16 protein-coding genes and 1 pseudogene are annotated in these 26,599 nt (G+C 54.8%); 6 read left to right on the top strand and 11 right to left on the bottom strand.

What is annotated here, in order from left to right; all coding sequences use genetic code 11:
• Positions 1-2 precede the first annotated feature (2 nt).
• Genes ACR0MP_RS18655 through ACR0MP_RS18645 form a run of 3 tightly spaced genes read left to right on the top strand, consistent with a single transcriptional unit; the run spans position 3 to position 4,278 of the window.
• A complete protein-coding gene (locus ACR0MP_RS18655) occupies positions 3-1,619 on the top strand; it encodes a bifunctional aspartate transaminase/aspartate 4-decarboxylase (protein ID WP_170407836.1) in 1,617 nt (538 codons plus the stop codon).
• Positions 1,620-1,674: 55 nt separating this feature from the next.
• Positions 1,675-3,576 (top strand): PAS-domain containing protein, encoded by a 1,902-nt coding sequence (locus tag ACR0MP_RS18650; protein ID WP_480887540.1) that lies wholly within the window; start codon positions 1,675-1,677, stop codon positions 3,574-3,576.
• A complete protein-coding gene (locus ACR0MP_RS18645) occupies positions 3,577-4,278 on the top strand; it encodes a response regulator transcription factor (RefSeq protein WP_170394537.1) in 702 nt (233 codons plus the stop codon).
• Between the two features lie 74 nt (positions 4,279-4,352).
• Here the strand turns inward: ACR0MP_RS18645 and ACR0MP_RS18640 are convergent, their stop codons facing one another.
• From ACR0MP_RS18640 to ACR0MP_RS18620, 5 genes are all read right to left on the bottom strand, one after another.
• The gene (locus ACR0MP_RS18640; protein ID WP_170407840.1) at positions 4,353-5,663 is read right to left on the bottom strand and encodes an HlyD family type I secretion periplasmic adaptor subunit; all 1,311 of its coding nucleotides are present in this window, start codon (positions 5,661-5,663) and stop codon (positions 4,353-4,355) included.
• The gene (locus tag ACR0MP_RS18635; protein WP_170407842.1) at positions 5,647-7,779 is read right to left on the bottom strand and encodes a type I secretion system permease/ATPase; all 2,133 of its coding nucleotides are present in this window, start codon (positions 7,777-7,779) and stop codon (positions 5,647-5,649) included. The genes ACR0MP_RS18640 and ACR0MP_RS18635 overlap by 17 nt, the downstream gene beginning before the upstream one ends.
• Positions 7,776-7,958, bottom strand: coding sequence for a hypothetical protein (locus ACR0MP_RS18630; protein WP_170509688.1), 183 nt, complete (start codon positions 7,956-7,958; stop codon positions 7,776-7,778). The genes ACR0MP_RS18635 and ACR0MP_RS18630 overlap by 4 nt, the downstream gene beginning before the upstream one ends.
• Before the next feature lie 367 nt (positions 7,959-8,325).
• Complete coding sequence (locus ACR0MP_RS18625) at positions 8,326-9,132, bottom strand: SapC family protein (RefSeq protein ID WP_480887538.1); 807 nt, start codon at positions 9,130-9,132, stop codon at positions 8,326-8,328.
• A gap of 64 nt (positions 9,133-9,196) precedes the next feature.
• Positions 9,197-13,051, bottom strand: coding sequence for an Ig-like domain-containing protein (locus tag ACR0MP_RS18620; RefSeq protein ID WP_480887536.1), 3,855 nt, complete (start codon positions 13,049-13,051; stop codon positions 9,197-9,199).
• 349 nt (positions 13,052-13,400) lie between these two features.
• Here ACR0MP_RS18620 and ACR0MP_RS18615 point away from each other — a divergent pair, with 349 nt between their 5' ends.
• Positions 13,401-15,314: a dockerin type I domain-containing protein gene (locus tag ACR0MP_RS18615; RefSeq protein WP_480887534.1), complete on the top strand. Its 1,914-nt coding sequence runs from the start codon at positions 13,401-13,403 to the stop codon at positions 15,312-15,314.
• 20 nt (positions 15,315-15,334) lie between these two features.
• On the opposite strand, the gene ACR0MP_RS18610 is transcribed toward ACR0MP_RS18615, so the two are convergent.
• The 3 genes from ACR0MP_RS18610 to ACR0MP_RS18600 form a co-directional block, all read right to left on the bottom strand.
• Positions 15,335-16,642, bottom strand: a complete 1,308-nt coding sequence (locus ACR0MP_RS18610) for an HlyD family type I secretion periplasmic adaptor subunit (protein ID WP_170394559.1) — start codon at positions 16,640-16,642, stop codon at positions 15,335-15,337.
• Complete coding sequence (locus ACR0MP_RS18605; protein WP_170394562.1) at positions 16,642-18,381, bottom strand: type I secretion system permease/ATPase; 1,740 nt, start codon at positions 18,379-18,381, stop codon at positions 16,642-16,644. Before ACR0MP_RS18605 ends, ACR0MP_RS18610 begins: the two co-directional genes overlap by 1 nt.
• Positions 18,382-18,741: 360 nt before the next feature.
• Complete coding sequence (locus ACR0MP_RS18600; RefSeq protein WP_480887532.1) at positions 18,742-20,058, bottom strand: nucleotide sugar dehydrogenase; 1,317 nt, start codon at positions 20,056-20,058, stop codon at positions 18,742-18,744.
• Positions 20,059-20,428: 370 nt separating this feature from the next.
• Here ACR0MP_RS18600 and ACR0MP_RS18595 point away from each other — a divergent pair.
• Positions 20,429-20,554 (top strand): annotated as a pseudogene (locus ACR0MP_RS18595) (IS5/IS1182 family transposase); the annotation flags it as partial.
• Positions 20,555-20,794: 240 nt separating this feature from the next.
• Entirely contained in the window at positions 20,795-22,774 is a 1,980-nt protein-coding gene (locus tag ACR0MP_RS18590; protein WP_170611928.1) for a bifunctional 2',3'-cyclic-nucleotide 2'-phosphodiesterase/3'-nucleotidase, read from the top strand.
• A gap of 89 nt (positions 22,775-22,863) precedes the next feature.
• Here ACR0MP_RS18590 and ACR0MP_RS18585 read toward each other — a convergent pair whose 3' ends face one another.
• The 3 genes from ACR0MP_RS18585 to ACR0MP_RS18575 all read right to left on the bottom strand — a co-directional run bounded on the left by ACR0MP_RS18585 (position 22,864) and on the right by ACR0MP_RS18575 (position 26,450).
• Positions 22,864-24,012 (bottom strand): amidohydrolase, encoded by a 1,149-nt coding sequence (locus ACR0MP_RS18585; protein ID WP_480887530.1) that lies wholly within the window; start codon positions 24,010-24,012, stop codon positions 22,864-22,866.
• A 108-nt stretch (positions 24,013-24,120) separates the two neighbouring features.
• Positions 24,121-25,137, bottom strand: a complete 1,017-nt coding sequence (locus ACR0MP_RS18580; RefSeq protein WP_170394570.1) for a GlxA family transcriptional regulator — start codon at positions 25,135-25,137, stop codon at positions 24,121-24,123.
• A 317-nt stretch (positions 25,138-25,454) separates the two neighbouring features.
• A complete protein-coding gene (locus ACR0MP_RS18575; RefSeq protein WP_480887528.1) occupies positions 25,455-26,450 on the bottom strand; it encodes a helix-turn-helix domain-containing protein in 996 nt (331 codons plus the stop codon).
• Between the last annotated feature and the right edge of the window lie 149 nt (positions 26,451-26,599).

Below are 26,599 nucleotides of genomic sequence, written 5' to 3'. Positions count from 1 at the left end.
TTATGGATAGAGTAGCGCTGCACGATTACGAAGCACTCAGCCCGTTTCAGATCAAGGATGAGCTGATCAAACTGGCCTCGGCCGAGGCGCGTAAGGCCAATAGTGCTTTCCTGAACGCGGGGCGCGGCAATCCTAACTGGGTTGCCACCCGTCCGCGTGAGGCGTTCTTTGCCCTTGGTCAATTTGCCATAACTGAATCCAAACGTGTGATGGATCACCCCGCTGGTTTAGGCGGAATGCCGGCGCAAAAAGGTTGCCATGGACGGCTGCAAAGCTGGGCGTCTGATCATTCCGAAACGCCGGGCGTCGATACGCTGCTTGAGCTCGTGGCGCATGCCATATCCGCATTTGATTTCGATGCGGACGAGTTTGTGCATGAACTGACGGATTCGATCATCGGTGATAACTATCCGGTGCCTGACCGCATCCTGAAACACAATGCCACCATTGCCCATGAATACCTGATGTGGTCCATGTGCCGAGGTCACCGGCCTGACGCTCAGTTCGATCTGTTCGCAGTCGAAGGCGGCACGGCGGCGATGTGCTACATCTTCAAGACGCTCAAAGCCAACCGATTGCTGAACCCGGGTGACACGATAGCTCTGTGCACTCCGATCTTCACGCCTTACTTGGAAATGCCGGAGTTGGAGGATTACAGCCTTGAATCCGTGCATGTGGAAACCGATGAAGAGGATGGTTTTCAACTGACCGACCAAGCTGTGGAAAAGTTGAAAGATCCCAAGGTAAAAGCGTTCTTCCTAGTCAATCCCGGCAATCCGTCTTCGGTCGCGCTCAGTACCGCATCACTGCGCAAACTGGCGGATTTGGTGGAGAATCACCGGCCTGATCTGATCGTGCTAACGGATGATGTTTACGGCACCTTTGTGCACGATTTTACCTCGGTCATGGGCCATCTGCCGCGCAACACAATCGGTGTGTATTCCTACTCGAAGTATTTTGGCTGCACCGGCTGGCGTCTCGGCGTGATTGCCGTGGCGCAAGACAGCATCTTCGATCTCAAGCTGGCGGATCATCCGGATGAGATCAAACAGGCCCTGGACAAGCGCTATGGCACGCTTAGCCTGACACCACGTGACATTCGCTTTATCGACCGGCTTGTGGCCGATAGCCGCGATGTGGCCCTGAACCACACAGCAGGCCTGTCGCTGCCGCAGCAGGTGATGATGACGCTGTTTTCACTCAGTGAATTGGTCGACAGCAAGAAAATCTATCAGACCGCCTGCATGGAGCTGGTTCATCGCCGTTTCAAACTGCTGACCGAAGCGATGGGCGTCGAGGTGCAGGCAGGTGAGCATTACGACGCCTATTACGGCATCATCGATTTCGAATATTGGTTGCGAAAATATGTCGGTGAAGATGTCGTGGCTTGGATCAAGCAGAATGTTCACCCATTGGATATTGCGTTCAAATTGGCGGAAGACTATGGGATCGTTCTGCTGAACGGCAGCGGATTTGATGCTCCGGGCTGGTCGGCTCGCGTGTCCTTTGCGAACCTGCCGGACGAGGCGTATTCGCAGATCGGGACAGCCGTTCGATCAGTGGCACGCGGCTATGTTCAAGCCTACCGTGCCGCGAACAATTTGCCGCTGCACGGATAGGTAAATCTCCCTACACCTGCGCCTGAACTGGTGATACCCATGGGCGCAGGGGAGGATGAATTTGGACATTTCCGAACAGCGCATCAAGGCGATGACCACGGCTGGCCTGAACCTGATCGGTCAGGCGCTGTCAATTTATGACAGCCAATTGCGTCTCGTTGTCAGCAACCTGCGGTTTCAGGAAATGTTCGACTTGCCAAACGAACTTGTCGAGCCTGGCGCTCTGTTTCGCGACACCATATATTTTCTTGCTAGCCGCGGGGAATACGGTTCGGTCGGCGATGTTGACGAGATGGTCGAGCTACGCGTTTCGCAGGCCCTCGCGTTCGAGCCGCATTATATGGAGCGGACCCGGCCCAATGGTCAGGTGATCTCGGTCGAAGGTGCACCTTTGCCCAATGGGGGTTGGGTGGCCGTCTATACCGACATAACTCGCACGAAGCGGGTAGAAGATTTGCTGCGTGCCCGTTCAGAAGAACTGTCTGGCCAACTTCTGAGCCATGCCGAAGAGCTTTCCGCAACCAACCGCAAACTGGCGGCAACCATCACCGCGCTGGAAGAAGCCAAGCGTCAGCTGACCGAGATCGAGGCCCGCACGCGGATGACGACCGAGATGATGCCGGCTCATATCGCGCATCTGGATGCCGATGGACGATACGATTACTCAAACCGCCGCCTCAGTTCGGTCATGCCCGGCCGTCCGTCTGACATTCTGGGCCTTCATATATCAAAGGCTTTGGGGTCATCTGCCTATGACCGGGTAAAGCCACATCTGGAACAGGCCTATGGAGGCCAACCTTCGGTTTTCGAGTTTACCGAAGATCAGGATTCACGCCGCATTCGGGTATCATTCACCCCGGATAAAGCGGGTGGTGTTTATGTCATGTCGGTGGATATCACCGAAGAAACTCAAGCCCGTGTCGCCCTTCAGCAAACGCGGCGCAGAGCCATGGCGGCGCAGATGACAAGCGGGCTTGCCCATGACTTTTCTAATTTGCTGACCATCATTCTGGGCATGCAGGCGCGATTAGAGAGGATGAATCTGCCCGAGGAAGCCGATCAGCTAGTCACGGCTACGCAACAAACTGCCCGACGCGGGGGGCAATTGCTGAATCGCATCGCAGACATGACCGGCAATCGCACGCCTCAACCTCAGGCGACGGATATGCGCGGTTTACTTGAGGATTTGCGGATCCTCGCCACCCCGTCCTTGCCGCGGGGCATGGGGTTGTCGGTGGTCAATACTCTACCCGACAAGGCGCTGATGCTCGATCCCGGCATGGTTCAGGATGCACTGCTGAACCTGGTTCTGAATGCGCGGGATGCTTGCGGCACATCGGGCCAGATCACGATCACTGCGCATGCAATCGGGACAATATGGGTTGAGATCACGGTGTCGGACACTGGCCCGGGGTTTACCGGGGAAGCATTAAAGAAGGCGTTAAACCCATTCTTTTCCACCAAAGGCAGCGATGGCTCGGGGTTGGGACTTCCAATGGTCTACGACACGGTAAAGCTGGCGGGCGGTGACCTTAATTTGCGCAACACGCCTTCTGGTGCTTCGGTCGTGATACGTTTGCCCTACCGTCCTGCCCCGTCCGCGCAAGCGGGTCTCGTATTGTTGGTTGAAGACAGCGATGAACTGCGCAGTCAGTTCCGGGACATGCTGGTCGATTTGGGGTGTTCGGTGATCGAGGCAAGCTCGGTCGATGAAGCTTTGACCTTGACGTCGGAAATCGGTGATATCGCGCTGGTTCTATCAGATATTAAGCTGGAGGGCGAAGGCACTGGGATCGACATTGTCGACCGCCTGAATGGTGCGTTGCCCTGTATACTGATGACGTCGCTGCCGCTAAATGACCCGCTGCATCATCAGGCATTGACCCGTGCACCTGTCCTAAGCAAACCATTCACATCGTCGCAATTGTCGGCGTTGATCCGAACCGAGGCCGCCTGAATGACACAACCTTTGGTGACCATTCTCGATGACGAACCTGAAATCCGCCGTATCCTAACGGAAGCGCTGGAAGATGCCGGGTTTCAAACTCAGAGCTTTTCACGTGCCCGTGAATTTGAAGCTTCGCTGAAAAGGGTCACTCCGGATCTGTGTTTGGTGGATTTATCATTGCCGGATACCGACGGTCTTGCACTTGTGCACAAACTGGCGCTTGAGCAAGGTGCTGCCGTCATCATCATTTCAGGCCGCGCTCAGGTACAGGACCGGGTAACGGGATTGGAGCTTGGCGCAGATGATTACATCACCAAACCATTTGATCCAGCCGAAGTAATTGCTCGGGTCCGCGCCCGGCTACGCTCTACTGGACCAGCAACGCCGAATTCAGACATAGCCGAATTCAATGGTTGGACCGCACAGTTTGATCGATATGTCTTGATCAATGCCGATGGCGTCGAGACACCTTTCAGCCACGCCGAAGGTGAGGTTCTGCGATTGTTTCTTGAAAGTCCCAAACGCCTGATCAGCCGCGCGCGCATGCAGGACATGTTGGGTGGCGGGGCAGGTGACAGCTTTGACCGCGCTATGGATGTTCGGATTTCCCGCTTGCGAACGAAGCTGGGCGAAGATCCCAAAAACCCGCGCCTTATTAAAACGATATATGGTGCGGGATATATCTTTCTTGGTGACGTGACCTGGTCTTAGTCGTCGGTCCCCCCCGACGCCTAAGATGTCTATCGGCTGGCGCTTTGCTATCTGCTGCCCATCTGTCGTTCTCTTCAATCGCGCAGCGCCTCGTCTTTTATCTTCAGAACAGGTTGGATCAGATAATCAAGAACTGACTTTTGGCCTGACAGAATATCGACTTGAGCGATCATTCCTGGGATGATTTCAACCGCTGTACCACCCGCATCCAACATCGTGTCTGAAGTCTGAATTTCGACGACGAAAACCTCTTCTTCACTTCGTTCCGAGCGAGTGATGGTGTCGGCACCGATTCGAACGATCTCACCATCCAGACTGCCGTACCGCGAAAAATCGTAGGCCGTGATCTTGATTTTGACCTTTTGCTCTGGGTGCAGGAAGGCGATGTCCTTGGGCCGGACATAGGCTTCCACCAACAATCTGTCGTCCAACGGAACAATCTCAATCAGTTCCTCACCGCTTCGGGCCATCCCGCCGATCGTCGTCCGGTGAACCCGGTTTACGACACCCCGTACGGGGGCCCGGATCAGCGCGCGAGACGCACGGTCACGCAAAGAGGGCAGGGCAGGTTGCAAGGCAGCAAGCTCTGCCGAAACCAAAGCCAGATCAGTTAGTGCGGCACTACGAAACCGACTGCGCGTCGCGCGGACCTTGTCATCCACTTCATCCAGCCCGGCCTTCAACCGGTTGATCATCGCCTCTGCTCTGACCTTGCGGCCTTTCCATTCCGCCTCGCTACGGCGCAGGGCCAAAAGGGTTGTTGCCGGTTCCATCTTCTGTTCGACCAACGGCACCATCATAGCGCGCTCATCGGCCAACACATTCAGGGTCTCGGTTGACGTGACCTGGTCAACCAATCCCTCTTCGTACTCGCGTTGCCGCTGTTCGCGCTGTCGAGAGAGAATTGCAATCTCAGCTTCAAGTTCTGCTTGCCGACCGTGGTACAGCGCAGTCTCCGACCGCACGACATCTGGCGCGCCAGTCAGAAGATCGTCGTCGAACTCAAGCTCAGCCCCATCGATTTCGGCACGTAGTCGTTGTGCGCGGGCCATCAAACCAAAGGCACGCTGTTGCTCTTGGCTCAACTCTCGTTCGATCTGAGTAGTATTCAGCTCCATCAGCAATGTACCAGCCTCAACCACCAGACCCTCGCGCACGTGAACGGACCGCAAAACACCGGGTTCGGTCGCTTCGATCACCTGAATATCGCCGGATGGCACGATACGCCCATCTGCCCTCACGACATCGTCGAGTTCAGTTAAATGAGCCCAGGCGACGGCGCTTATCAAACAACTGAGTATCAGGAGCAGCAGCAATGATCCCCGCAGCGGTGACCCTCCACGCATTTCACGGGCGAGGCTTTCCAGATCAGGATGCCGCGACATTCAGATGCCTCCCGGGTTTGCGAACTGCCTGCGTCAGGATGTTTTTGGGTCCATCCATCGCAATTTTGCCATCCTCAATCACTATGACCCGATCAACCAGTTCCAGCAGGCTGGTTCGGTGCGTCACAATGATCATCGTGGTATCTGGCGTGGTCTTTTTAAGGCGGCGTATAATTTCGGATTCGGATTTGACGTCCATCGCACTCGTAGGCTCATCCAGCAGCAGGACAGGAGGATGCCCGATAAGCGCCCGGGCCAATGCAATCGCCTGCCTTTGACCACCTGACAATCCTTCTCCTCGTTCGGCTACAGGCTGATCATAGCCCCGTGGGTGCCGCGCGATAAAATCTTCGACACCTGCAATGCGCCCTGCACGGATCAGTTCATCATCACGCGGGCGCACCGACCCGCTGGCAATGTTTTCCCGGACGGTACCGGAAAACAGCCAGATGTCTTGCAAGACTGAACCAATATTTCGCCGCAAGTCGCCGGGATCAATCTGGCGAATGTCCAGCCCGTCCAACATCACCGAGCCCACGCGCGGTTGGTAGAGGCCCAACAGCAGTCGCGCAATCGTACTCTTGCCCGACCCGATCTGGCCCAGGACAGCGACTTTTTCACCGGGTTCGATTGTAAATGAAACACCTTTCATCGCGTCTTCCGATTGATCGGGATATGCGAAATGAACATTGTTAAACGTTATCCGCCCGGAAAACTCGGATCTGCTGATCCAAGATTTGCCTTCAGGCCGCTCATTGCTTGCCTGCATTAACGTGTCCAGATTGCGGTAGGCACTGCGTGCCTGATTGACACGTGTCAGGGTTTGCGCCAATTGTCCCAGCGGTGCCAGGGCACGGCCGGTCAGCATCACCGACGCAACAAGTGCCCCCATGCTCGTCAGGCCATCCGTGATCAGAAATACACCATAAAAGACGATAAGTACTTGCGCGGCCTGCTGAGTAAATCCAGTTAGGTTCAGGGCAAATTGAGTAACGGCCCTGCTGCGTGATCCGTAGTTTGACTGGCGTGCAATTGCACCTTCCCACCGCATTCGCATCTGCCGACTGGCGGCGGTTGTCTTGATGGTTTCCAAGCCTGATACAGCCTCAACCAGAACAGATTGCTTGGATTGTCCGTCTGCAAAACTTTGTTCAGCAAGACGCGACAGGATCGGTTGAACAGCCAGTCCGCTGAGAAGAACGACTGGTACAGCGAGTGCCGGAACAAACGCCAGCGGGCCGCCCACCATATAGATCGCGAATATGAATACCGCGATGAATGGCAAGTCTACGACAGCGACGAGTGTGGCAGAAGTAAAGAATTCACGCAAAGTTTCGAATTCGCGGATGGTACTGGCCATTGCACCCGTTGAGCCCGTTCGGGACGACATGCGAATATTCAGCACCTGGTCAAATACTCGCCGTCCCATGGACATGTCAGCATTCTGGCCGGCGCGATCTATGAACCCCGCGCGAAGGAGCTTCAGCGCGAAGTCAAAAAGAAGCGCCAACCCCACGCCAAGCGTCAAAGCAATCAGCGACTCGGTCGCCTCGTTGGGCAAGACCCGGTCGTAGACGATCATGATAAAGACTGAGGTCGTAAGCCCCAGAACGTTTGCCATCGCCGCAGCCAGCGCCACCTGAACATAAGACCAGCGGTTTGCGGAAAGGGACGACCAGAACCAATGACCCCGCTGATCCGCTTGATCTGCGTTAACCTCGTCGCGGTGCAAGGGTCGAAACAACAATGCATAGCCCGTGTAGACTTCGTCCACGCCGCTTTCGGGAACCTCTCCGATACCGTCATCCAAAGTGGGGTCGTAAAGCAATAGATCGCCATTGCGCGTGCGCCCGTGGTACACAACGGCGCGATCGCCTTCCAACAACAAGATCGCGGGTGCCAGCGGTGCATCAAATGCCGACAGCTTTCGCGCACCAAACCCGACCTGCAGGCCTGCTCGTTGTGCCGCGTACATCGCATCGCGCACGGTCAACTCACCTGTATCACCAGATTGGCAGGCGTTCAGTGCTGCAACTGTCAATGGCCGCTCAAGTGTCGCTGCGACATTCAACAAGCAAGCTTCCAATTCGGTCAGAGTTGCACGATCAACATTCATAGCGACTTATCCAGCGTGTCCATCGTGAACCCCGGAGAACCCAGAATGGTCTCGGTTAGGCTCGATGAGGCGTGATTGGCCAAAGCGAAGTTCTGCTCTGCCAGAATCAGCCGTTCCTGTAGCTGCATGTAGTTGCGTTTCGTACCCGACACTCGGGATTTCGCGGTCAATACACCCATTCTAGATTCATGACCGTTTGATACCCGCAAGTAAGACGGCACTTCACTACTAATGGAGTTCGTCTGAACGGGCCGTGCTATCAACCCCAATAAAGCCTGAGCCAAAAATGCACCGCCAGCGGCATTCTGGTAAGCTTGGATTGTCCTTGTTTTGGACCCACTTCGTGCCACAATCGAACTGCTCTGAACAGCCTTTCGCACTTGTTGGTCAAAAGCGTTCTTTGACAGTTTTTTAGATCGTGCTGTTGCGCTTGCTCCGGTCGTTCCTCGCGTTAAAGATGTCTCGACATCGGCTAGGTTGGGCGTTGAGGTGCAGGCTGAAACTGACAGCAACTCCGCTGTTATGCCAAGGATTCCAAGCCCGAACTTAACCCATTGCATGGATCGCGCCCTCCTTGCATTGCCCGTGCCGAACCTCTTCAGCAAGTGCAGTCATGAATCCGCCAAAGGTGTCGTTTTGTTCTGAACTCTTCGTGCCTGATTGGCTCTGCGCACTGGACAGCCACGTGCAATGCGACAGGGATACTTGATGAGCGTGAATCAGCCGTAGCGCGCCGCTGGAAAGCAGGGCCAATTTGTTAGACTCGGGCAATCGTTCCAGCAGAATTGGATCAACGCCCCAGTAACCCTCGGTCAAAGTGATGCCATTCTGTTCGTCCAGTGGTACAAGCAGACCCATTTCAGCGATCAAAGAGCAGACTTGGTCCGTTTTGTTTGCCGAGGCCAGGCGATTTTGCAGAAAGCGGCGCACACGGCAGAGATCCTGCGTCAAAAGTCCGTCCACTGTAAAAAATGGTTGGTCCTTAGGGTCATGTGTTACCAACCCTGAATCCTCGTCGACAAACAGACGTGACCGAGAGTCGCTCTTTTTTAAAGCTTCTGCCTGGAATGGAAAGCAACGCAACGCTGAGGGCACATAAGGCGCAAGCCAGCGACCGTTTTGGTCGACGAAGGGCGGTGCCATTTCCGGGATGACTGAGAATAGTGCGACGGGAGAAAAACCTGTTTGGTTTGACAGGAACACAATCGGAAAAGATGTGGCAATTTGCGGAACTTCTGAGATGACGATGGGACAGGCGTCCATCTCTGCAACAAATTGGTATGATGTGAACCGGCGCCAGAATCGATTCCTGTGCCGTACAAGGCTGACTGGGAAAAGGCCGTTCTCTGCCATGTGATCCTCTTGTTCTGAAGAGGCGAGGCTACATTTGTGCATCGCCCCAAGCTACGAGCGCCGTTTAGGCTGAAGCGCCAGTTGGGTCAGTGATCAGGATGTTGTCGTCGGACAAACTGCTCAGATCGGAAAGGCCATCGAACTGTGCAAGCGCTTCGACCGACGCCGAATCTGGGCCAGAGTAGTCAACCTTGACCAGAATGCTGTCAGTGCCGTCCGTTGCCAGCAGATACATCTCATCACCTGATTGAGCACCATTCAGGTTTTCGGCTGCGCTAGTGATTGTATCCAGATCAAGGTCCGAAAGCGTGGTCTCCAGCCCGACGAACCCGGTGTTGGCACCAATTGTGCCGCCGGCCACCAAGGTCTCCACACCGGTCCCGTCGCCGCGAAGCGATGTGGTATTCAACCCCTGGAACATCAAGGCGTCAGAAACGCTGGCTGCTGGGCCCAGTGTGAAACCATTGATCGTATCAATGCCATTTGAAGATGGGTCAGCTTCGAAAACGATGACGTCTCGACCCGCCCCGGACACATCTATGGTGTCGTCGCCCTGGTTGCCGCGGATGACATCATCAACATCCGAGCCCGTAATGGTATCATTCCCACTGGTGCCGAGATGGAGCTGTGATGGCCCTCCGTCTGGAGTGGTCAACGTCAAAACGATGGGTTGGCTCGCGTCCTGAACTGTCATGGCAAATGTCACCACAGGCTGCGATAAGTCCCCATAGCTCGTGGCCGCGCCCGCGAAACTGATTGCGGAACCTCCATTCGGGTTAGCCAGAAAGAGATTGAAGTCAGGGTTTTCTGTCTCGGAGCCGCTATCGTAGGTCGCCACCGAAGGATCGAACCCCAGCTCGGCGGTAAAGGCCAGACCGCTTGAGATATCGCGATCGGAATCTGCGTAGACCTCGAACGTCACTGTCGTTCCACTGCGATCGGCTTCAACGATGGTGTAGGCCGCCGGAACATGAGCAATCGCGTGTTCGGACACCGGATCAGGATCGGGGCCGCCTGCGACTGTCGCCTGTGCCGCGAAATCGAGGGCGTCTCCCGCTTCAATCGAGGCAAAGCTTGCGGCAGGCGCGGACAGGGTCCAGCTCCCATCGGCCGCAACCGTCGCCGAACCAAGCGAGACCGAGTTAAGTGTAACATCGACCGCTTGTCCGGCTGACAGGCCTGCGGAACTGCCTGATACGGTCATTCCAGTGTTTTGTGCATCGCTCAGCGACACGGCACTATTGGCACCAAGATCATCGATGTAGAGGATAGGTTTGAAATCCGTGGCCAACATGATTGTCGCATCGTTTGCCGGGTTTCCTGCGGTGTCTTGAACCGATGCCGTGACCGCAAAATTGCCTCCATCGGCCAAACTGGCCAAATCCGCCGAAGGAATGCTTGAGCTCCACAAGCCACCGGAAACCACCGCACTGTAGGTCTGGTTATTAAGGCTAATCGTTACAATCTGCCCGTCCTCGGCATTTGTTGTCCCCGACACATTGAGGTCTGTTCCCTGTTCAACGATATCCAGAACCGATCCAACCGAAAGCGGGTTCAACGCAATTGTTGGTGCGCTGAGGTCGGTGCTGAAACTGGTAGTCGCAGCATTCGTGTTGCCAGCCGCATCCGTGATTGAGGCGTTCACGTCATACGTTTGCCCGTCCTGCAGGCTGCTCAAATCGGCAGCAGCCGCTGTGAATGTCCAGATGCCACCATTTACAGTGGCGGTTCCGCCGGTCAGAATCGCACCTCCGGATTGGATGATCTGTACCGAAACTTGCGTACCATTGGCCGCATCAGAAGTTCCCGAGATCACCAGATCCGTTGCTTGTTCGGTCAGGTTGACTACCGCTCCACCTGACAGTGATGATATGGCGAGCGACGGGGCGGTGAAGTCCGTGTCAAAGCTGTTGGTCGCCTGTATCGCCAGATTGCCGGCGGCATCCGAGACATCCGCTGTCACGCTGATCGTGGCCCCATCGGGTAGCGCCGCCAAATCCGCCGAGGGGACACTCACCGACCAACCCCCGGTTGAGGCCTGTCCAGTGTAGGATTGGCCGTTCAGATTTACGGTGATTGTCTGACCATCTTCGGCGGATGTAGTGCCCGCAATGGTCAAGTTCGTACTACGTTCCGCAGCATTCAAAACCGCTCCGTCCGAAAAACTGTCGATACTCAGAGTTGGGGCGGTGACATCTTTGGATAAGTTGACGCTGGCTTGCGGGGCGACAAGGCCGTCGGCGTCCGTCACGTCGCCTGTGATATTGAAGTCTCCGCCATCGGCAAGCGCAATGAGATCGGCGCTGGGGATTGTCACACTCCAACTGCCGCCCGAGACCGAGTCGGTATAAGTCTGCCCATCAAGGGTTACTGTTACCTGCTGCCCGTCGGTTACGTTCCCTGTTGTCCCGCTTACGACCAGGTCAGATCCGGTTTCGACCGCATTCAGGATAGCCCCGACCGACAAGGGAGTGATTGCAATTGATGGGCCCGTAAGATCGACCGGAACGGATACTGATATCGGTGTTGCCGGATTGCCTGCAGTGTCGCTGACGGCAACTGAAACGGATGCGGGCACAGCGGTAGTCAAACCAGACAAATCGGCATTCGGGATCGTCACTGACCAACTGCCGCCCGATACAGAACCCGTGTAATCCTGACCGTCGAAAGATACATTGACCATCTGGCCGTTTTCAGCTGTGGTCGTGCCCGACAAGACAAGATCCCCAACGACATCGGCCAGATCTATTGAACCGCCACCCACTGGGTTTAATGTCAGATCAGGCGCGGTCAGATCAGTGTCAAAACTTCCATTGGCCTGAGCTGCTGGGTTCCCAGCGCGATCCGATACATCAGCCGTCACCGTGACGCTTGACCCGTCTGGCAGCGTGGTAAGATCTGAAGCGGGCACCGAAACGCTCCAGCCGCCGCCCGAAACGGTGCCACTATAGGATTGCCCACCAATCGCTACCGTTACGGTCTGCCCATTCTCGGCATCCGTTGTGCCAGAGATTTCGAGATTTGTACCTTGTTCTGCAGCATTCATTACCGCACCCGCCGAGAATGTATCGATGGTCAGGACCGGCGGAATGGTATCAACGTCGAACCTTGCGGTTTCAGCCGATAGCTCCATCCCGCTACCATCCAGATGGCGCACGGAAACATCCGAGATCCCCTGAGGCAGGGCCGCTGCCTCGGCCTGCGTCAGTGAAACGCTCCAGCTTCCGTCGCCTGCAGGAGTGACTGATTTTGTCACCGATCCGATGGTAACTTCGACAGTCGTTGTTCCATCCGGCGCTGTTGTTTGGCTGCTGAGATTGCTCAATGCGTTTGATTGCAGCTCAGCCAGGTTCAGGCTGGGCGGTCGAGGAGGTGAGGGGGTAACGGTGGGTTCGGCATCAGTTTCATCGTCGCTGTCTCCACCGCCGCCGCCTCCGCCACCGGCAGCTGCAGCACCGGCTATTCCCAGCCCGCCCAAGGCCAGCCCGGCACCGCTTACGCCACCTGCGGTCGCTGCGGTCGCACCTGCGGCCTCTGCGGCTAGACCTAATTGTGCAATTTCGCCGACGACTTCATCTGCGACCATTATGGTGCCGTTTTCCAGAATCTGTACGTTCTCGGCAGAGACAACAATCGTCCGCCCATCTGTCAGTTTCAGCTGCACGTCGCCATTCGAAAGCAGCTTTGCCACCCGAACGCCCGGAATTGACTCAGCAAACTGATGAGACGCAAGCTGTTCATCGGTGGCCTGCGCAAGAGCTGGTAATGCGAATAGTGTCGAGCCAAGGCCGCCAGCAACCCCGCGTCCTACCCATCGCTGAAGTTTTTTGTCGAACCATTTGCGGATATGGCGCGTACGTTGCGCATCGGGCCCGGCGTCCGTGGTCGATTTATTGGTCGAAACGGTATCTTTGGTCATTTTGCCCTCTCATTAGATGGACGCTGGTCGTTGCGTGATATGCTGTTTTCGGCCGATCTGGTCTGTGGTTTGATCTTCTGAGCCATTCGACCGCTGCGAAAAATTTGAGTTAATCTGGAACTGAAGTCCTTGTTTTCACCACACTTCTGTTCTGGTTCAGAACCGAACATCGCTTCATCCTGAATGTGTTGCCAGGGGTGGCAGGGGGTAACGGGCGATGATGCTTCAGTTCGAAAGAGTGGTGGCAACGGGGACCGCAGCGCTCGATTCAGGTATCGGCGATACGGCTTTAAAAACGTTTAACGGGGAAACGTATCTTTACAGCACGAGCGGATCCGGGGGAGGGCTCGTGTCTTGGCGCCTTGTGGAGGGGGCTGGCCCACAAGAACAGGACCAACAATATTTCGATGCCTCGATTGCCTATCAGGTCGGGCACAGCGGAACCCCGATTCATCTGGCGGGCAATGATCAACTGGTCCTCGACGTCGATACTGCCACAGGGCTTGTGGGTTATGAACTAAACGCGGATGGCACTATCGGTGCCTTGCAAGAAACCAATGCCTTGTCGGGCGGCGGGGATATTGCTGCAGCGGTCCAGGTAACGATTGGGGCTGGCGACTTGCTTGCGCTTGCGCATGAGGACACAGGCCAGATCGGCACCTATAGTATCAATGGTGATGGATCGCTGAGCCCGGCGCATAGCATCAACGCGTCTGCCAGTACGCTTCAGACCCTGCAATCGGGTTCGAATCATTTCATTGTCGGCGCAGATGCAACCAGTGGAACAATCTCGTCATATTCGATCGATCAAGGCAGTGGCGTGCTCTCTGAGGTTGCCGGTAATGACGATATCCAAACGCTGGGCATCAGTTCTCCTACGGCGGTTGAGACAATTCAAGCCTATGGAAAGTCATGGATTGTTGTGGCCGGATCGCAGAGCAATTCGCTAAGCGTTATGGAATTGGACGCCAGCGGGCAGTTAAAGCCGACGGATCATATTCTGGATACCCTGCATACCCGGTTTGGGGCCGTACAGGATCTTTCAATTCTTGAAGTTAATGGTCGGGTTTTCGTGGTGGCTGGGGGCGGGGATGATGGGATCACGCTGTTTACAATGACGCCGGACGGGCAGCTCATCCATATGGATAGTTTTGCTGATACCCTGGACAGTGGATTGCAAAATGTCCAAACGATCAGCGTTGCGCATATGGGGGATGAGCTGCAGATATTTGTATCATCTCAACAGGATGCAGGGCTCACTCAGCTGAGCGTATCGATTGCCGACCTTGGAATTGTTGCCGAAGGGTTCGGAACAGTAACCGGAACCGCGCAGGACGACATGCTAAAAGGCGGTGTACTGGACACTATTCTGGACGGCGGAGCAGGGGACGATATGCTGATTACGGGCACCAGTTCCACGACCATGACGGGTGGTGCTGGCGCGGACATCTTTGTGATCCGTCAAACAAGTGGCCCGACTGTGATCACGGACTTTCAGGCCGGCACCGACCGTTTGGATCTGACTGATTATCCTTTTCTGCGCACCCCAGCGCAGTTGGATTTCACTTCCACCGCTCGAGGCGCCCAAATCGCTTATCGCGACGAAACGATAGAACTTGTTTCAGCTAATGGCACGTCCCTGACAAATGAGCAGGTATTCGGCGCAGGGTTTGGTGGTCCCGATCATATTCCTGTCAATCTGGGTAGCGGGCCGGATAACAACTCATCAGACGGGGTAGCTGGTGGGTTCACGCTGAATTCGACGACTCCAAACGCAGCGTTGGGAAATGCTGAAATCCGGTTCACCCCAGACGGAGGGTCTGCAGTTGTTGCGCAGGCAAATGCACAAGGTGAATTTGATCTGGATCTACCAGACGGCGCGTTTTCCGGCCAATTGGACATCATCAAATCTCATTTAACGGCAAGCAGCGAGATAACAGCGCTGGATGCATTGCAGGTTTTGCGCATGTCGGTTGGACTTGATCCGACATGGGGTCCGGCAACGGCCGAAAATTACATTGCGGCCGATATCACCCGGGACGGATCGGTAAACGCGTTGGATGCACTGGCAATTCTTCAGGTTGCGGTCGGCCAGCCTTCTGCGCACAACGCTGAGTGGGTTTTTCTGGATGCAAATGCGGATCTATCCGGAATTTCACGCAGCAACGTCACCTACGAAACCGGAGCAGAGGTCACAATTGTTGATAGTGATCTGTCGGTCGACATGACCTCAATACTGCTTGGCAATATCGAGGCAGTTTGAATGCGATTGCGTGATCGGTGCTATTCTCGAAACGCGCGGTAGAAGTAATCTGCCAATGGTTTGACCAGGTAGGAAAGCGGAGTGCGTTCATCAGTTTTGATCATGGCTTCGACAGGCATACCCGGCAACAGTTCCTGACCATTCAAACGGTCCAGTTGTCCTTCGTCAGGCACAACTTCAGCACGGTAGAAGGTAAAGCCGCTCGTCTCATCTGTGAATGAATCTGCTGAGACATTGATCACACGGCCATTCAGCTCGGGCGTGTCGCGTTGATTGAATGCGGGAAAGCGCAGGGCGACTTCCTGTCCGCGATGTAACTGATCCACATGCAACGCATCCACCCGTGCTGCGACCAACAAGGGCGTATCCTGCGGCACTACATACATCATCGGCTCACCCGGCTGGATCACAGACTGGATGGCAAAAACCTGACTGTCATAAACTGTGCCAGCGACGGGTGCACGGATGTCTAGACGCGACAAACGCTCGGAAAGGGAAAGACGACGTTCCGCCAGTTCTACAACGCGAGACTGCACATCCCGAAGCTCGGTGATGGCTTCTTCGCGCCGCGTGGCCTGCAATTCAACAATTTGAATCTCGGTCGTGGCGATCTGGCCTGTCAGTCGCGCAACTGTGGATTCGAGGCTGCCGATTTGCCCTGTTAGATTTGCCTCTTCCCGCTGCAATGCAGAAACGCGGCTGGCCTGTGTCAGGCCGCGATCAAGCAAACCTTGCTGATCTTCGAGCTCCGTTCTGATCAATTCGACCTGAGTATTCAGTGACGCCAATTGCGCCTGCGTCCCCTCAATCTCGTTCTGGATCTGTATTTTCTGTTTCCCAAGCTGGTCGATCTGCTGGGTCAGCGTTTCCAACCTGGCGTTGAACAGACGTTGTTGGCCTTCCAACAGATCGTCGTCGATCGATTCGCGGGCTTTGAGCTCTTGCAGATTTTGCTTTAACGTATCTGCGTTCGCACCATCCCGTTCAGCCTCTAGCCGGGTCTTTCGGGCAAGTAACTCAAATAGCTGAGATTCCACGATCGTTTGCTCCGAGGCCAAAAACGTATCGTCAAGCCGCAGCATCATGTCCCCACGCGCCACTGCGTCACCGTCACGTACGAATATCTCGCCTACAACGCCACCATCGGGGTGTTCGATGACCTGACGATTGCTCTGAACTTCGATCACACCTTGCGAGATAATAGCACCGGCCAGCTCAGTGCGGACGCTCCATAATCCCAGTCCCAGGATCAAAACTGCCAGAGCCAAAAGGCCGACAAAAGCGGGCGCTTTAATACTCCAAACGGGACGTGAACTCTTGTCTGCCATTATTCACCCACCTTGTTCAGGTGCCTTTTGATAACGTTGGCGTTTTGGACCATCGTGTTCAAAACTTCATCGCGCCCACCGGATTTGACGATCTGGCCTTTCTCGACAACGACAAGATCGTCGCATTCCGAGATCGCTTGAGGCCGGTGCGTCATGATAATCGTGGATTTGCCCGCGCTCTTGAGCTCGCGGACCGCGTTGTTCAGGGCGAGGGTTCCGTCTGCATCCAGGGCCGAGTTTGGCTCATCCAGAATCAACAATACCGGATTACCATAGAGAGCGCGCGCCAATGCAATCCGCTGTTTCTGCCCACCGGAAAGCTGGCTGTCATTGCCCTCAAGGAAGGTATCGTATCCTTTCTCAAGCCCCAGAATCAGCTCATGCGCATTGGCTGTTTTCGCTGCGGCAACTACAGCTTCGGGATCAGGGGTTTGTGACATTCGGGCGATGTTTTCAGCAACCGTTCCGTTAAAGAGGGTCACTTGCTGGGGCAAATAGCCAATATGTTGCCCAAGATCATCAGGGTCGTATTGATCAAGTGTAGCGCCGGCCAAACGGATTTCCCCTGCCGCCGGTTGCCAAAGGCCCAACAACGCTTTGGCTAGGGTCGTTTTGCCAGACCCACTTTTACCAATCACACCCAGAGCTGTGCCGGGGCGCAACTCAAGTGCCGCATTCCGTAGTGTCGGTGTCTTCGCGCCCGGAGGGATCACCGTCAGGCCCTTTGCGACAAGATGTGCTTTGGGAACGGGCAGTTTGGTGCGCGACGCCTCGGGGGGCGTTGAATCAAGAAATGTGTTCAGGTTAATCCATGCCGTGCGCGCGCGTTCGATCATCGACCATTGACCCACCGCCATTTCGACCGGAGCCAAAGCGCGACCTAGAAGGATCGTGCCAGCAATCATAGCGCCGGGCGTCATTTCGTTGCGCAGAACCAGCAACGCGCCAAGCGCCAGCATGGCGGATTGCAAAAACAGCCGCAGAGACTTAGTCAACGAAGTAAAGCTGCCGGTCCAGTCGCTTGCGGATATGGATTGAGAAAGCGCCTCGGTGCGTTGGTTCAACCAGCGTTTTGAGACATCTTCCTGCATGCCCTGAGATCTGACGACCTCGGCAGCTTGTCTGGCGTGTTCAGAAAATGCATTTGCTTTGGCAGAGGCGATTTGAGCATCTGCCACTTTGCGATGGGTCAACGCTTGGTTCAGTAGGGCGATAACAACCAGAAGCGTTCCGCCTGCGACGGCCAACCAGCCTAGCAACGGGTGGAACAGGAAAATTGCAGCCACAAAGATTGGAGTCCAAGGGATGTCCATTACCGCCAACAAAACGGGCGAGGCACATAATGCACGGATCGATTCCAGATCTCGCAATGCAGTCGCAGGCGCTGATCGAACCTGTGGGAACAATGCGCGTCGCATGGTCCCTTCAAACACGCGTTCATCGAGTGCCGATTGAAATCGCGCTCCGAACCGAGCCACAATTCGGCCGCGCGCATAGTCCAACATCGCCATCAGCGCATAAAGCAGCGCGACAAGCAGAAATAGCGCTGATAAAGTCTCGACCGAGCGTGACCCAAGGACCCGATCATACACTTGTAGCATGAACAGCGGTCCGGTCAGCATAAGCAGATTGACAAAAACGCTGAAAATGAAGGCAAGCGCCAGGAAACTGTTCCCCTGATTACGCACCTTTCGCAGCTCATGGCGCTGAGGCGGGGTGTTGCGGTTTTTCAAGCTCACGCGTTTTGGCCCTTGATTGCTCACAATTGGAACTCGTCAACAGCCAATCTTCCTGTACCCGAAGGCGGCCTGACATTTCCCGCAACTATATCTGCCTACCTGCACCGGAACAACGCGCGTTTCATGCGCCGCCAGTTGTTTAGGCGGTGTTCGTACCTATGAATTGATTGGAATGGCAGGAAAGTGCCGACATTTTTTCCTTGCGGGTCCAATTCTCAGCGCATTCATCCAGCGCTTAGGACACCGTCAAACCATTCAGAGTTTTGGTCCCGCGTAAGCGGTCATACGAGCGACAGCCGTTCCTAAGTACCATCCGCCAGATGTTCCGGCCCAGCTACGCAGAGCCGGTCGCAGTTTCATTTAAGCACGAACAATATTTTGCTCAGAGGTACGGTATTTACCGCGGGTGTCGATGAGGAGCTTCGCGTGTTTTTTGATCAACTCATAATCAAAGGCATCGTGATTAGTCGCCAGAATAACTGCATCCTGCTCCGACAGAACCTCAGGGGTAAGGGTCTCAGATGACAATTCGAAGAAGTGTTCCCGCATCGTGGGAAACTCGGGCACATGGGGGTCCGAGTAGCTGAGGTCTCCGCCATTGTCTCGGATCAGCTCCATCAAGCTGACAGAAGGGCTCTCACGCATGTCGTCGACATTTTTTTTGTACGCGATGCCCAAAACCATAATTTTACTGCCACGAATCGCTTTGCTGCGATCATTCAGCGCATTGGCGAGTTTGCCAAACACATATTCCGGCATCGCCGTGTTCACTTCACCGGCCAATTCGATGAAGCGTGTGTTGATGCCGTATTCACGTGCTTTCCAGGTCAGGTAAAATGGATCGATAGGGATGCAGTGCCCTCCAAGTCCCGGACCCGGATAGTAAGGCGTGAACCCGAAGGGTTTGGTCGCGGCCGCGTCGATAACCTCAAAAATATCGATCCCCATGCGGTCAGCAACGATTTTCATCTCGTTCACAAGGCCAATGTTTACCGCCCGGTGGATATTTTCCAGAAGCTTTGTCATCTCGGCAGTTTCAGTCGAGCTTACTGGTACAAGTTTATTAATTGCGTGTTCATAAAGCGCGATACCCGCTTTCAGGCAGGCGCCTGTATGCCCGCCGACAACCTTTGGGATGGTATTGGTGGTAAAATCCGGGTTGGCTGGGTCTTCCCGTTCAGGTGAGTAGACCGCAAAAATATCCTCGCCGACCTTGAGGCCGTTCTTCTCAAGCCGAGGCAAAACTTCTTCTTTGGTTGTGCCTGGATAAGTTGTGCTTTCCAGCGCAATAACCTGACCCGGACGCAAATGATCTGCTATCTGATCGCACGTGTCGGTGACAAAGCTCAGATCAGGCTCGCGATATTTGTTGAGTGGCGTTGGCACGCAAAGCATAATGCCATCCGCCTCAGCGATACGCGAAAAATCCGTGGTAGCCTCGAACCTATTTTCCCGTGCCGCTGTGATGCGGGCATCGTCGATATGCTCAATCGAACTGTGACCGGAGTTTAAGTCCTGCACCTTTGTGGCATCCAGGTCGAAGCCAATGACCCGGTATCCAATTTCGGTATATCTGAGGGCCAGGGGCTGTCCGACATATCCCAGTCCAACAATCCCGATCACAGCCTGCTTCGCATTAAGTTTGTGTAGCAGGTTGTCCAGTGATGTCTGTGTCATGACAAAATCGCTCATTATCTAAGTCTGCGCAGGAAAGTCAGAGGGGGCCCGAATACGAAGTCGCGTCTCTACTAGTTGCTTTGGTGGAAAAGGCAATGGGTATTTGCTTTGCAAACAGTTTTGGCCATTGTAACTTCGTCAAGTTCGGAAGCCATTGACTTGCAGCTTTCACTTTTTTCCCGATTGGAAAATTGAACTGAAATCATGATTGAGTTCATCGGCTGGCTGACGCGCAGATAGCACGCCTAGACCCTTCATCCCGAAGTCGCCTAGAAAGCCCCGGTTCGACGATAGGTGTGTATTGAGAGAAATAGTCTTTTTCATTCACAATGATATGCGCTGACGTGCCGCTCATGCCGTTTATGGTCCGCGCAAGACCCCGGTCAAATATGACAAGCGTTGGTACAGACGGCAAAACCGCGTCGAGATCACGTCCGGTAGGCTCAAGGGTCTAATGCGCGTTGCGGCGCTCTTTGACCGCTGTTCGGGGGTCTGACTTTCAGCTAGCGCTCTCGCGGAAACCGCCATCCATTGGTTGGATGGACTGACGATGGGGGCAGTTCGCTGCAATCGCCTTTGGTGCGTAAAGTGGCTTGGACTGAGCAATTCAATACAATAGGCTTTTAGGATCCTACCCCCAAGTTCGACATGTTTGATGCAAAGATCTTCACTGTCATACCCTTGTTGTGAAAAGCATCCAGAACACGCGTCGATCTACAAACCTGAGAGGTGCCTTATGTCCTATTCCAATCGTAGTTTGATTTCGCGCCGTCAGTTTCTTGCCACTACGACCGCCAGCGCTGCTGCCATCACCTTGCATCCCTTTTCGGCGGCGGCGGCCAACAATCAGGCGCATCTGAGGATCATGGAAACCACTGACATCCATGTTCACGTGTTCCCATACGATTACTATGCGGACAAACCGCGCGATACTGTCGGGCTGTCGCGGACCGCTTCGATCATCAATGAGATTCGTTCCGAGGCGACAAATTCGCTGCTCGTCGATAATGGAGATTTTCTGCAAGGCAATCCGATGGGCGATTACATCGCCTATGAGCGGGGCATGAAAGAAGGCGACAGCCATCCGATCATCACTGCCTTCAATACTGTTGGTTATGACGCTGCCACTTTGGGCAATCACGAGTTCAACTATGGCCTAGATTTCCTTGATAAAGCGCTTGCTGGTGCAGAATTCCCCGTGGTTCTGGCCAATGTTGCAAAAGAGACTGGGGCATCCCCCCGCGATGATACGACTCTGGTGAAGCCCTATGCCATCCTTGAGCGTGAGATTGAAATGGGGGATGGCAGCAAGCATCCGATCAAGGTTGGTGTCATCGGATTTACTCCGCCTCAGATCATGAACTGGGATCGCAAGCATCTGGAAGGCAACGTGCAGGCGCGTGACATAGTCGAAACGGCGCAGGCTTACGTACCCGAGATGCAAGAACAAGGGTGTGACCTGATCATTGCCCTGTCGCATTCAGGCATTGGGGATGCTGATCATGCTGATGGAATGGAAAATGCTTCGGTCGTTTTGGCGGGGGTTGATGGCATCGATGCGCTGGTGACCGGGCATAATCACCTGGTATTCCCGTCCGCTACCTTTGCGGATCGCCCTGGAATTGATGTCGAAACGGGGACCTTGATGGGTAAACCTGCGGTCATGGGCGGCTTCTGGGGGTCGCATCTTGGCCTGCTGGACCTGCTGCTTGAGCGCGACGGAAACGAATGGCGCGTGGTGACGACCACGTCTGAAGCGCGCCCGATTTCAAAGCGCAACGAAGATCGTTCGATCACGGCACTTGTTGGCGACGATCAGAAGGTGCTGGACTCGGTCGCGAAAGATCACGACGAAACACTGGCCTATGTACGCCGCGCGGTCGGCAAGACTTCGGCTCCGCTGCACAGCTACTTCGCGTTAGTTGCGGATGACCCATCGGTGCAAATCGTCTCGATCGCGCAGAAATGGTACGTCGAAGAGATGATGAAGGGCACCGAACATGAGGGTCTGCCCATTCTATCGGCTGCAGCGCCGTTCAAGGCAGGGGGTCGCGGCGGCCCGGACTATTACACAGATGTTCCGGTGGGCGATGTTGCGATCAAAAACGTGGCTGATCTTTACCTGTATCCCAATACCGTGCGCGCGGTGCGGGTGAACGGTGCACAGGTTCGGGGTTGGTTGGAACGCTCGGCGGGTATGTTCAACCAGATCGAGGCGGGATCAGAGGATGCGATTTTGCTAAACCCGGACTTCCCGTCTTACAATTTCGACGTGATGGACGGTGTGACCTACCAGATCGACTTATCGCAACCGTCGCGCTTTGGACCCAAGGGGGAAGAGATCAACCCGGATGCAGCCCGTATCGTAGATTTGGCCTTCAACGGTGAGGCGGTCACGGATGACATGGAGTTCATCATTGCCACCAACAACTATCGTGCTTCGGGCGGCGGCTCTTTCCCGGGCGCAATGGGTGATACCGTCGTGTTCGAAGCCCCTGACACCAACCGCGACGTGATCGTGCGGTATATCGTCGAGCAAGGAACAATCGATCCCAAGGCCGATGCAAACTGGTCGTTCGCGCCGCTTTCTGACACTACCGTGTTGTTTGAAACTGGTCCAAAAGCGCGCGACTACATGGGCGAAGTCAAAGGCGTCACCATCGAGGATGCCGGTGAAGGCGCTGATGGGTTTGCGGCATTCCGCATCAGGCTCTAGCAAGGGTAAGGTCCAAATTATAGTGTGAGCGGCCGTCTTAGATCATTCATCTGACGGCCGTTCGAAGGTGCTATGTTGCTGGGCCCCGTTCAGTCTTCGTCTTGAAGCGGAAGCCTATCGTGCACGAGATTTGCCCAGAATTCCGCGCCGATCGGCAGTAACGCATCGTTGAAATCGTAGTCGTTCGAATGCAGCGGTTGACCGTTGGGGCCGGATTCACCGTTGCCCAATAGGATAAAGCAGCCGGGTACGGCTTTGCAAAAATGCGCGAAATCCTCTGAAAAGCTCATCGGTTGACGATTGGGAAGTGTGTCCAGCCCGGATAGCTGCGCGACGCGGATGGCAGCCTCGGTCGGGGTCGGTGCGTTGACTGTTTCGATGAATTCGGTTTTGAAATCCACTTGGACTTCGACGCCATGGGCGGATGCGATGCCATGTGCAATCTTGCGCATGTGTTCTTCGATCTTGTTTCGATCTTCAGGGCTGCGAGCCCGCGCATCACCCTTTAGCGTTGCCGTTCCAGGTAGAACGTTGCGCTGCCCGTCGGTCAGAAATTCGGTCACTGACACAACCGCCCCGGCGCCCGGGGCCAGCTTGCGTGCGACAATTGTCTGAAGCGCCAGAACGATTTCTGCCCCCACGGTTAGCGCATCACGTCCAGACTGCGGCATGGACGCATGGCCGCCTTGCCCATTGATCGTAATTTCGAAAAGGCTTTCCGATGTGCATATTAAACCGGTTCGGGTCGACATCTGCCCGACGGGTGCCCCGGGCAGGTTATGTATGGCGTAGACTTCTTCGATTGGAAATCGCGTTAGGACATCTTCGTCCAGCATCGCTTTGGCCCCCAGGCCAAGCTCTTCATTCGGTTGAAACAGGAACACCACCGTGCCGCTGAAACCGGGATCCGAGGACAAAGTCTTTGCTGCGCCCAACAGCATCGTCATGTGACCATCATGGCCACAGGCGTGCATAATGCCGGTATTTTGTGACACGTAATCATGATCGCTGGCTTCCTGAATGGGTAGCGCGTCCATATCTGCGCGTAATCCGATCGCGCGGTTGCCTTGACCGGCCCTGAGGATACCCACCACGCCCACGCCTTCATGAACTTCAAGCCCGTATTGACGTAGCAGCGCCGCAACTTTGGCTTTGGTTTTCGTTTCATTGAAGCCCAATTCGGGGTGTCTGTGGAATGACCGCCTAAGTTGGCGAAGTTCGGGTTGGTTCAATTCCATGGCGGTTAATGTTCCCAGATTATAGGTGCTATCCGAGCGGGGCGAACTCGGACTCTAGCCCTGATTGGTAGAGTACGATGGCAGACGGGTCCACCGGCACGGCATCTCTCAATCGTTCTGTCCCGACCAGCCCCGCCTGAATGAAGTCGGCGCTGCGCCGTATCGTTTCTTGAACCGAACTGTCAGTTGGGTCGCGCTGCCGAAACCCGTGGCGGCCGCAATTTCAGCAACGGTCATTTCTGTTTCGCTTAGCAACGCGTAGGCGCGCGCCACACGCAACTCGATGTAGAATTGTACCGGGGAAACCTCGACATACTTTTGAAACAGCCGCTCCAACTGTCGGCGAGAAATCTGAACGATCTTGGCGATCTCAGAGATATCCAGAGGCTCTTCCAGATTCTCATGCATGATCTGGATGGCGTTGATCAGGTATTGGTTCCGACTGCCCAACGCGACAGAAAACGCGGATTTCTGGAGCGTTTTTTGATTGTTGGATCGTGAGTGGATGCACATATCCGAGACGATGATGGCCAGATCCTTTCCGAAGTCGGTTTCAATCATGTCCAGTACCATGTCGGTTGCCGCGTTACCTCCACCGCAGGTCATCAGATCATTGTCAATCTCATACAGGTTAGCCGATGGTGTCAGGTGTTCGAAGTGTTCAACAAAGGCGGGTTGGTTTTCCCAATGCAGTGTGAACCTCTTGCCGGTCAGCATGCCTGCCTTGGCCAGCGTAAATGCGCCGGTACAAATTCCACCAAGCTTGCAGCCAAACGCTTTCTGACGGCTGATCCACGAAAGGATCGTTGAATTAATGCTTTCCGATGGTTCGATCCCTGAACACACAAACAATCTGGATGATCGCGGTAAATTATGCAGAGCCAAGTCAGCTGCTATTTCGACTCCATTGGAGCATCGAACAGGGTTCCCATCCTCAGAGATCAGAAACCACTTGTAGAGCTCTTTGTTGGTGACCTGATTGGCGATCCTCAGCGGTTCAACCGCTGCGCTAAAGGCAAGCATGGTGAGTTTCGGCAGCAACAGAAAATAGATCTCGTTGGATGATCCGTCATAATCGATGTCGAACGTCGCGGCCCCTTTCGGAACGAAATTCCTAGGTTTCATGCTCTCTTTTCCCAGTGCGGACCTGGATGGATAACCGGCCCGTACAATATCGTATCGATCGAAACACCAGCGTATCAACTTCGCAGATCTCAAGCGAGAGGTCCTACGACAACAATTGGCCAGCGCGTAGCTGCGAGCTTGTCTGAAAGACGGCAACTGAGGATTTAGCCGGGCCAATATTTGGGCCGGTGGCAAAGCATTGTTAACTGGACTAACAATCGTATCTGTCGTCAACCTCATGAATGGTGAATGCCAAAAGTTCAGGCCCAGTGTGATATCAACCGCATTCGACTGCGCTGTCGATTCACACGATCAAGCTAAACAGCCTGAGTTTTGCCTGCAAATCGCCGATTTCGTACACTTTCGGGCGATGCATCATAGTGATCCCGGAACGCACGCACCAATGCACTTGTGGAAGAAAAGCCCGTAGCGGTCGCCACTTCAAGATAGGTCATCTCGGTAAATTGAAGCAGACCATAGGCCCGTTCTAGGCGAAGTTCCCGATACGTCGTCAGCAGTTTTACACCCGTTCTGTCCAGAAACCGCCGCTGTAACTGGCGCGTTGATGCACCAAGCGCCATCGCAAGTTCCGGTATCCTAAGCGGATCCTCCAGATTGTTCTGCATCTTTTCAACAACCTGTCGCACCGTTGGGTCGGCTTTTGAACGTCTGATCAATCGAGCTGCCAGTTGGCTTGCGCATGTAGTTTGCCTGTCGGCCAACCCGATATAGCTGCGTACTGACTCGGCCAGATGCTCGCCGTGATCAAAGGCAACAAAATCGGACAACAAACGCAACGTGCCCAATCTGGTTGATGCGCTATGGGTGCGGCTATCTGAGGACCAATATGTACCCGAACCGACGTCGATCAGGCCAACCTCTTGCGCTGCGGCAGAAAAATTGGGGTGAACCGATGCAATCCGCTTGGTTGCGCGACTAGTCTGGGCGAGAAGAAACGCTGCACCGCCAACGAGAATTGATCGGTAGGACAGGTTCAATACTTGGGCGATCCAGGTTTTGTCCGACGGTGTCAGAGGCCAGCTTTTGTAGCTGTCCCCCCAGAAAATCGCGGTTCGCCCGGCCCAGTGCAAGGGTCCGCCCGCCGCGCCGTCGGCAATGGTGCGGATATTTGTAATGTATGTATGGCCTTCGTTCAGTTCATTCAGGGCACGATAGAAATCAACCAGCATATCTGCCGATGCTTCCGCTTCGGCCTCGCAAAGAATGATCTCGATATGATGATCTCGTTTAGGTCTTGCCAACGTGGTTTCGGTCAAATGCGCATGGTCATTTGCAGGGACATAATGCTTCATTTCTCCTCCACCTTCTTTAGCGCTTCGGCCGCGAGCAGTCGTTCCCGAACTCGGATTGAAACCCCCGCCAGTTGGCGGGGGTTTATTGATTGAGGTTTATTCAGCTGCGTCCATGTATTCGGTCATTGGCGGGCATGTGCAGATGAGGT

The organism is Ruegeria sp. K3, assembly GCF_056531845.1.
This window is presented reverse-complemented; position numbering and strand designations above follow the sequence as displayed.

Excerpts from the sequence above, each read along its gene's own strand:
- ACR0MP_RS18655 (WP_170407836.1), top strand. The coding sequence starts at position 3 with ATGGATAGAGTAGCGCTGCACGATTACGAAGCACTCAGCCCGTTTCAG.
- ACR0MP_RS18625 (WP_480887538.1), bottom strand. The coding sequence starts at position 9,132 with ATGGCAGAGAACGGCCTTTTCCCAGTCAGCCTTGTACGGCACAGGAAT.
- ACR0MP_RS18630 (WP_170509688.1), bottom strand. The coding sequence starts at position 7,958 with ATGGGTGTATTGACCGCGAAATCCCGAGTGTCGGGTACGAAACGCAAC.
- ACR0MP_RS18645 (WP_170394537.1), top strand. The coding sequence starts at position 3,577 with ATGACACAACCTTTGGTGACCATTCTCGATGACGAACCTGAAATCCGC.
- ACR0MP_RS18585 (WP_480887530.1), bottom strand. The coding sequence starts at position 24,012 with ATGGAATTGAACCAACCCGAACTTCGCCAACTTAGGCGGTCATTCCAC.
- ACR0MP_RS18620 (WP_480887536.1), bottom strand. The coding sequence starts at position 13,051 with ATGACCAAAGATACCGTTTCGACCAATAAATCGACCACGGACGCCGGG.
- ACR0MP_RS18640 (WP_170407840.1), bottom strand. The coding sequence starts at position 5,663 with ATGTCGCGGCATCCTGATCTGGAAAGCCTCGCCCGTGAAATGCGTGGA.
- ACR0MP_RS18590 (WP_170611928.1), top strand. The coding sequence starts at position 20,795 with ATGTCCTATTCCAATCGTAGTTTGATTTCGCGCCGTCAGTTTCTTGCC.
- ACR0MP_RS18610 (WP_170394559.1), bottom strand. The coding sequence starts at position 16,642 with ATGGCAGACAAGAGTTCACGTCCCGTTTGGAGTATTAAAGCGCCCGCT.
- ACR0MP_RS18580 (WP_170394570.1), bottom strand. The coding sequence starts at position 25,137 with ATGAAACCTAGGAATTTCGTTCCGAAAGGGGCCGCGACGTTCGACATC.
- ACR0MP_RS18600 (WP_480887532.1), bottom strand. The coding sequence starts at position 20,058 with ATGACACAGACATCACTGGACAACCTGCTACACAAACTTAATGCGAAG.
- ACR0MP_RS18635 (WP_170407842.1), bottom strand. The coding sequence starts at position 7,779 with ATGAATGTTGATCGTGCAACTCTGACCGAATTGGAAGCTTGCTTGTTG.
- ACR0MP_RS18575 (WP_480887528.1), bottom strand. The coding sequence starts at position 26,450 with ATGAAGCATTATGTCCCTGCAAATGACCATGCGCATTTGACCGAAACC.
- ACR0MP_RS18650 (WP_480887540.1), top strand. The coding sequence starts at position 1,675 with ATGAATTTGGACATTTCCGAACAGCGCATCAAGGCGATGACCACGGCT.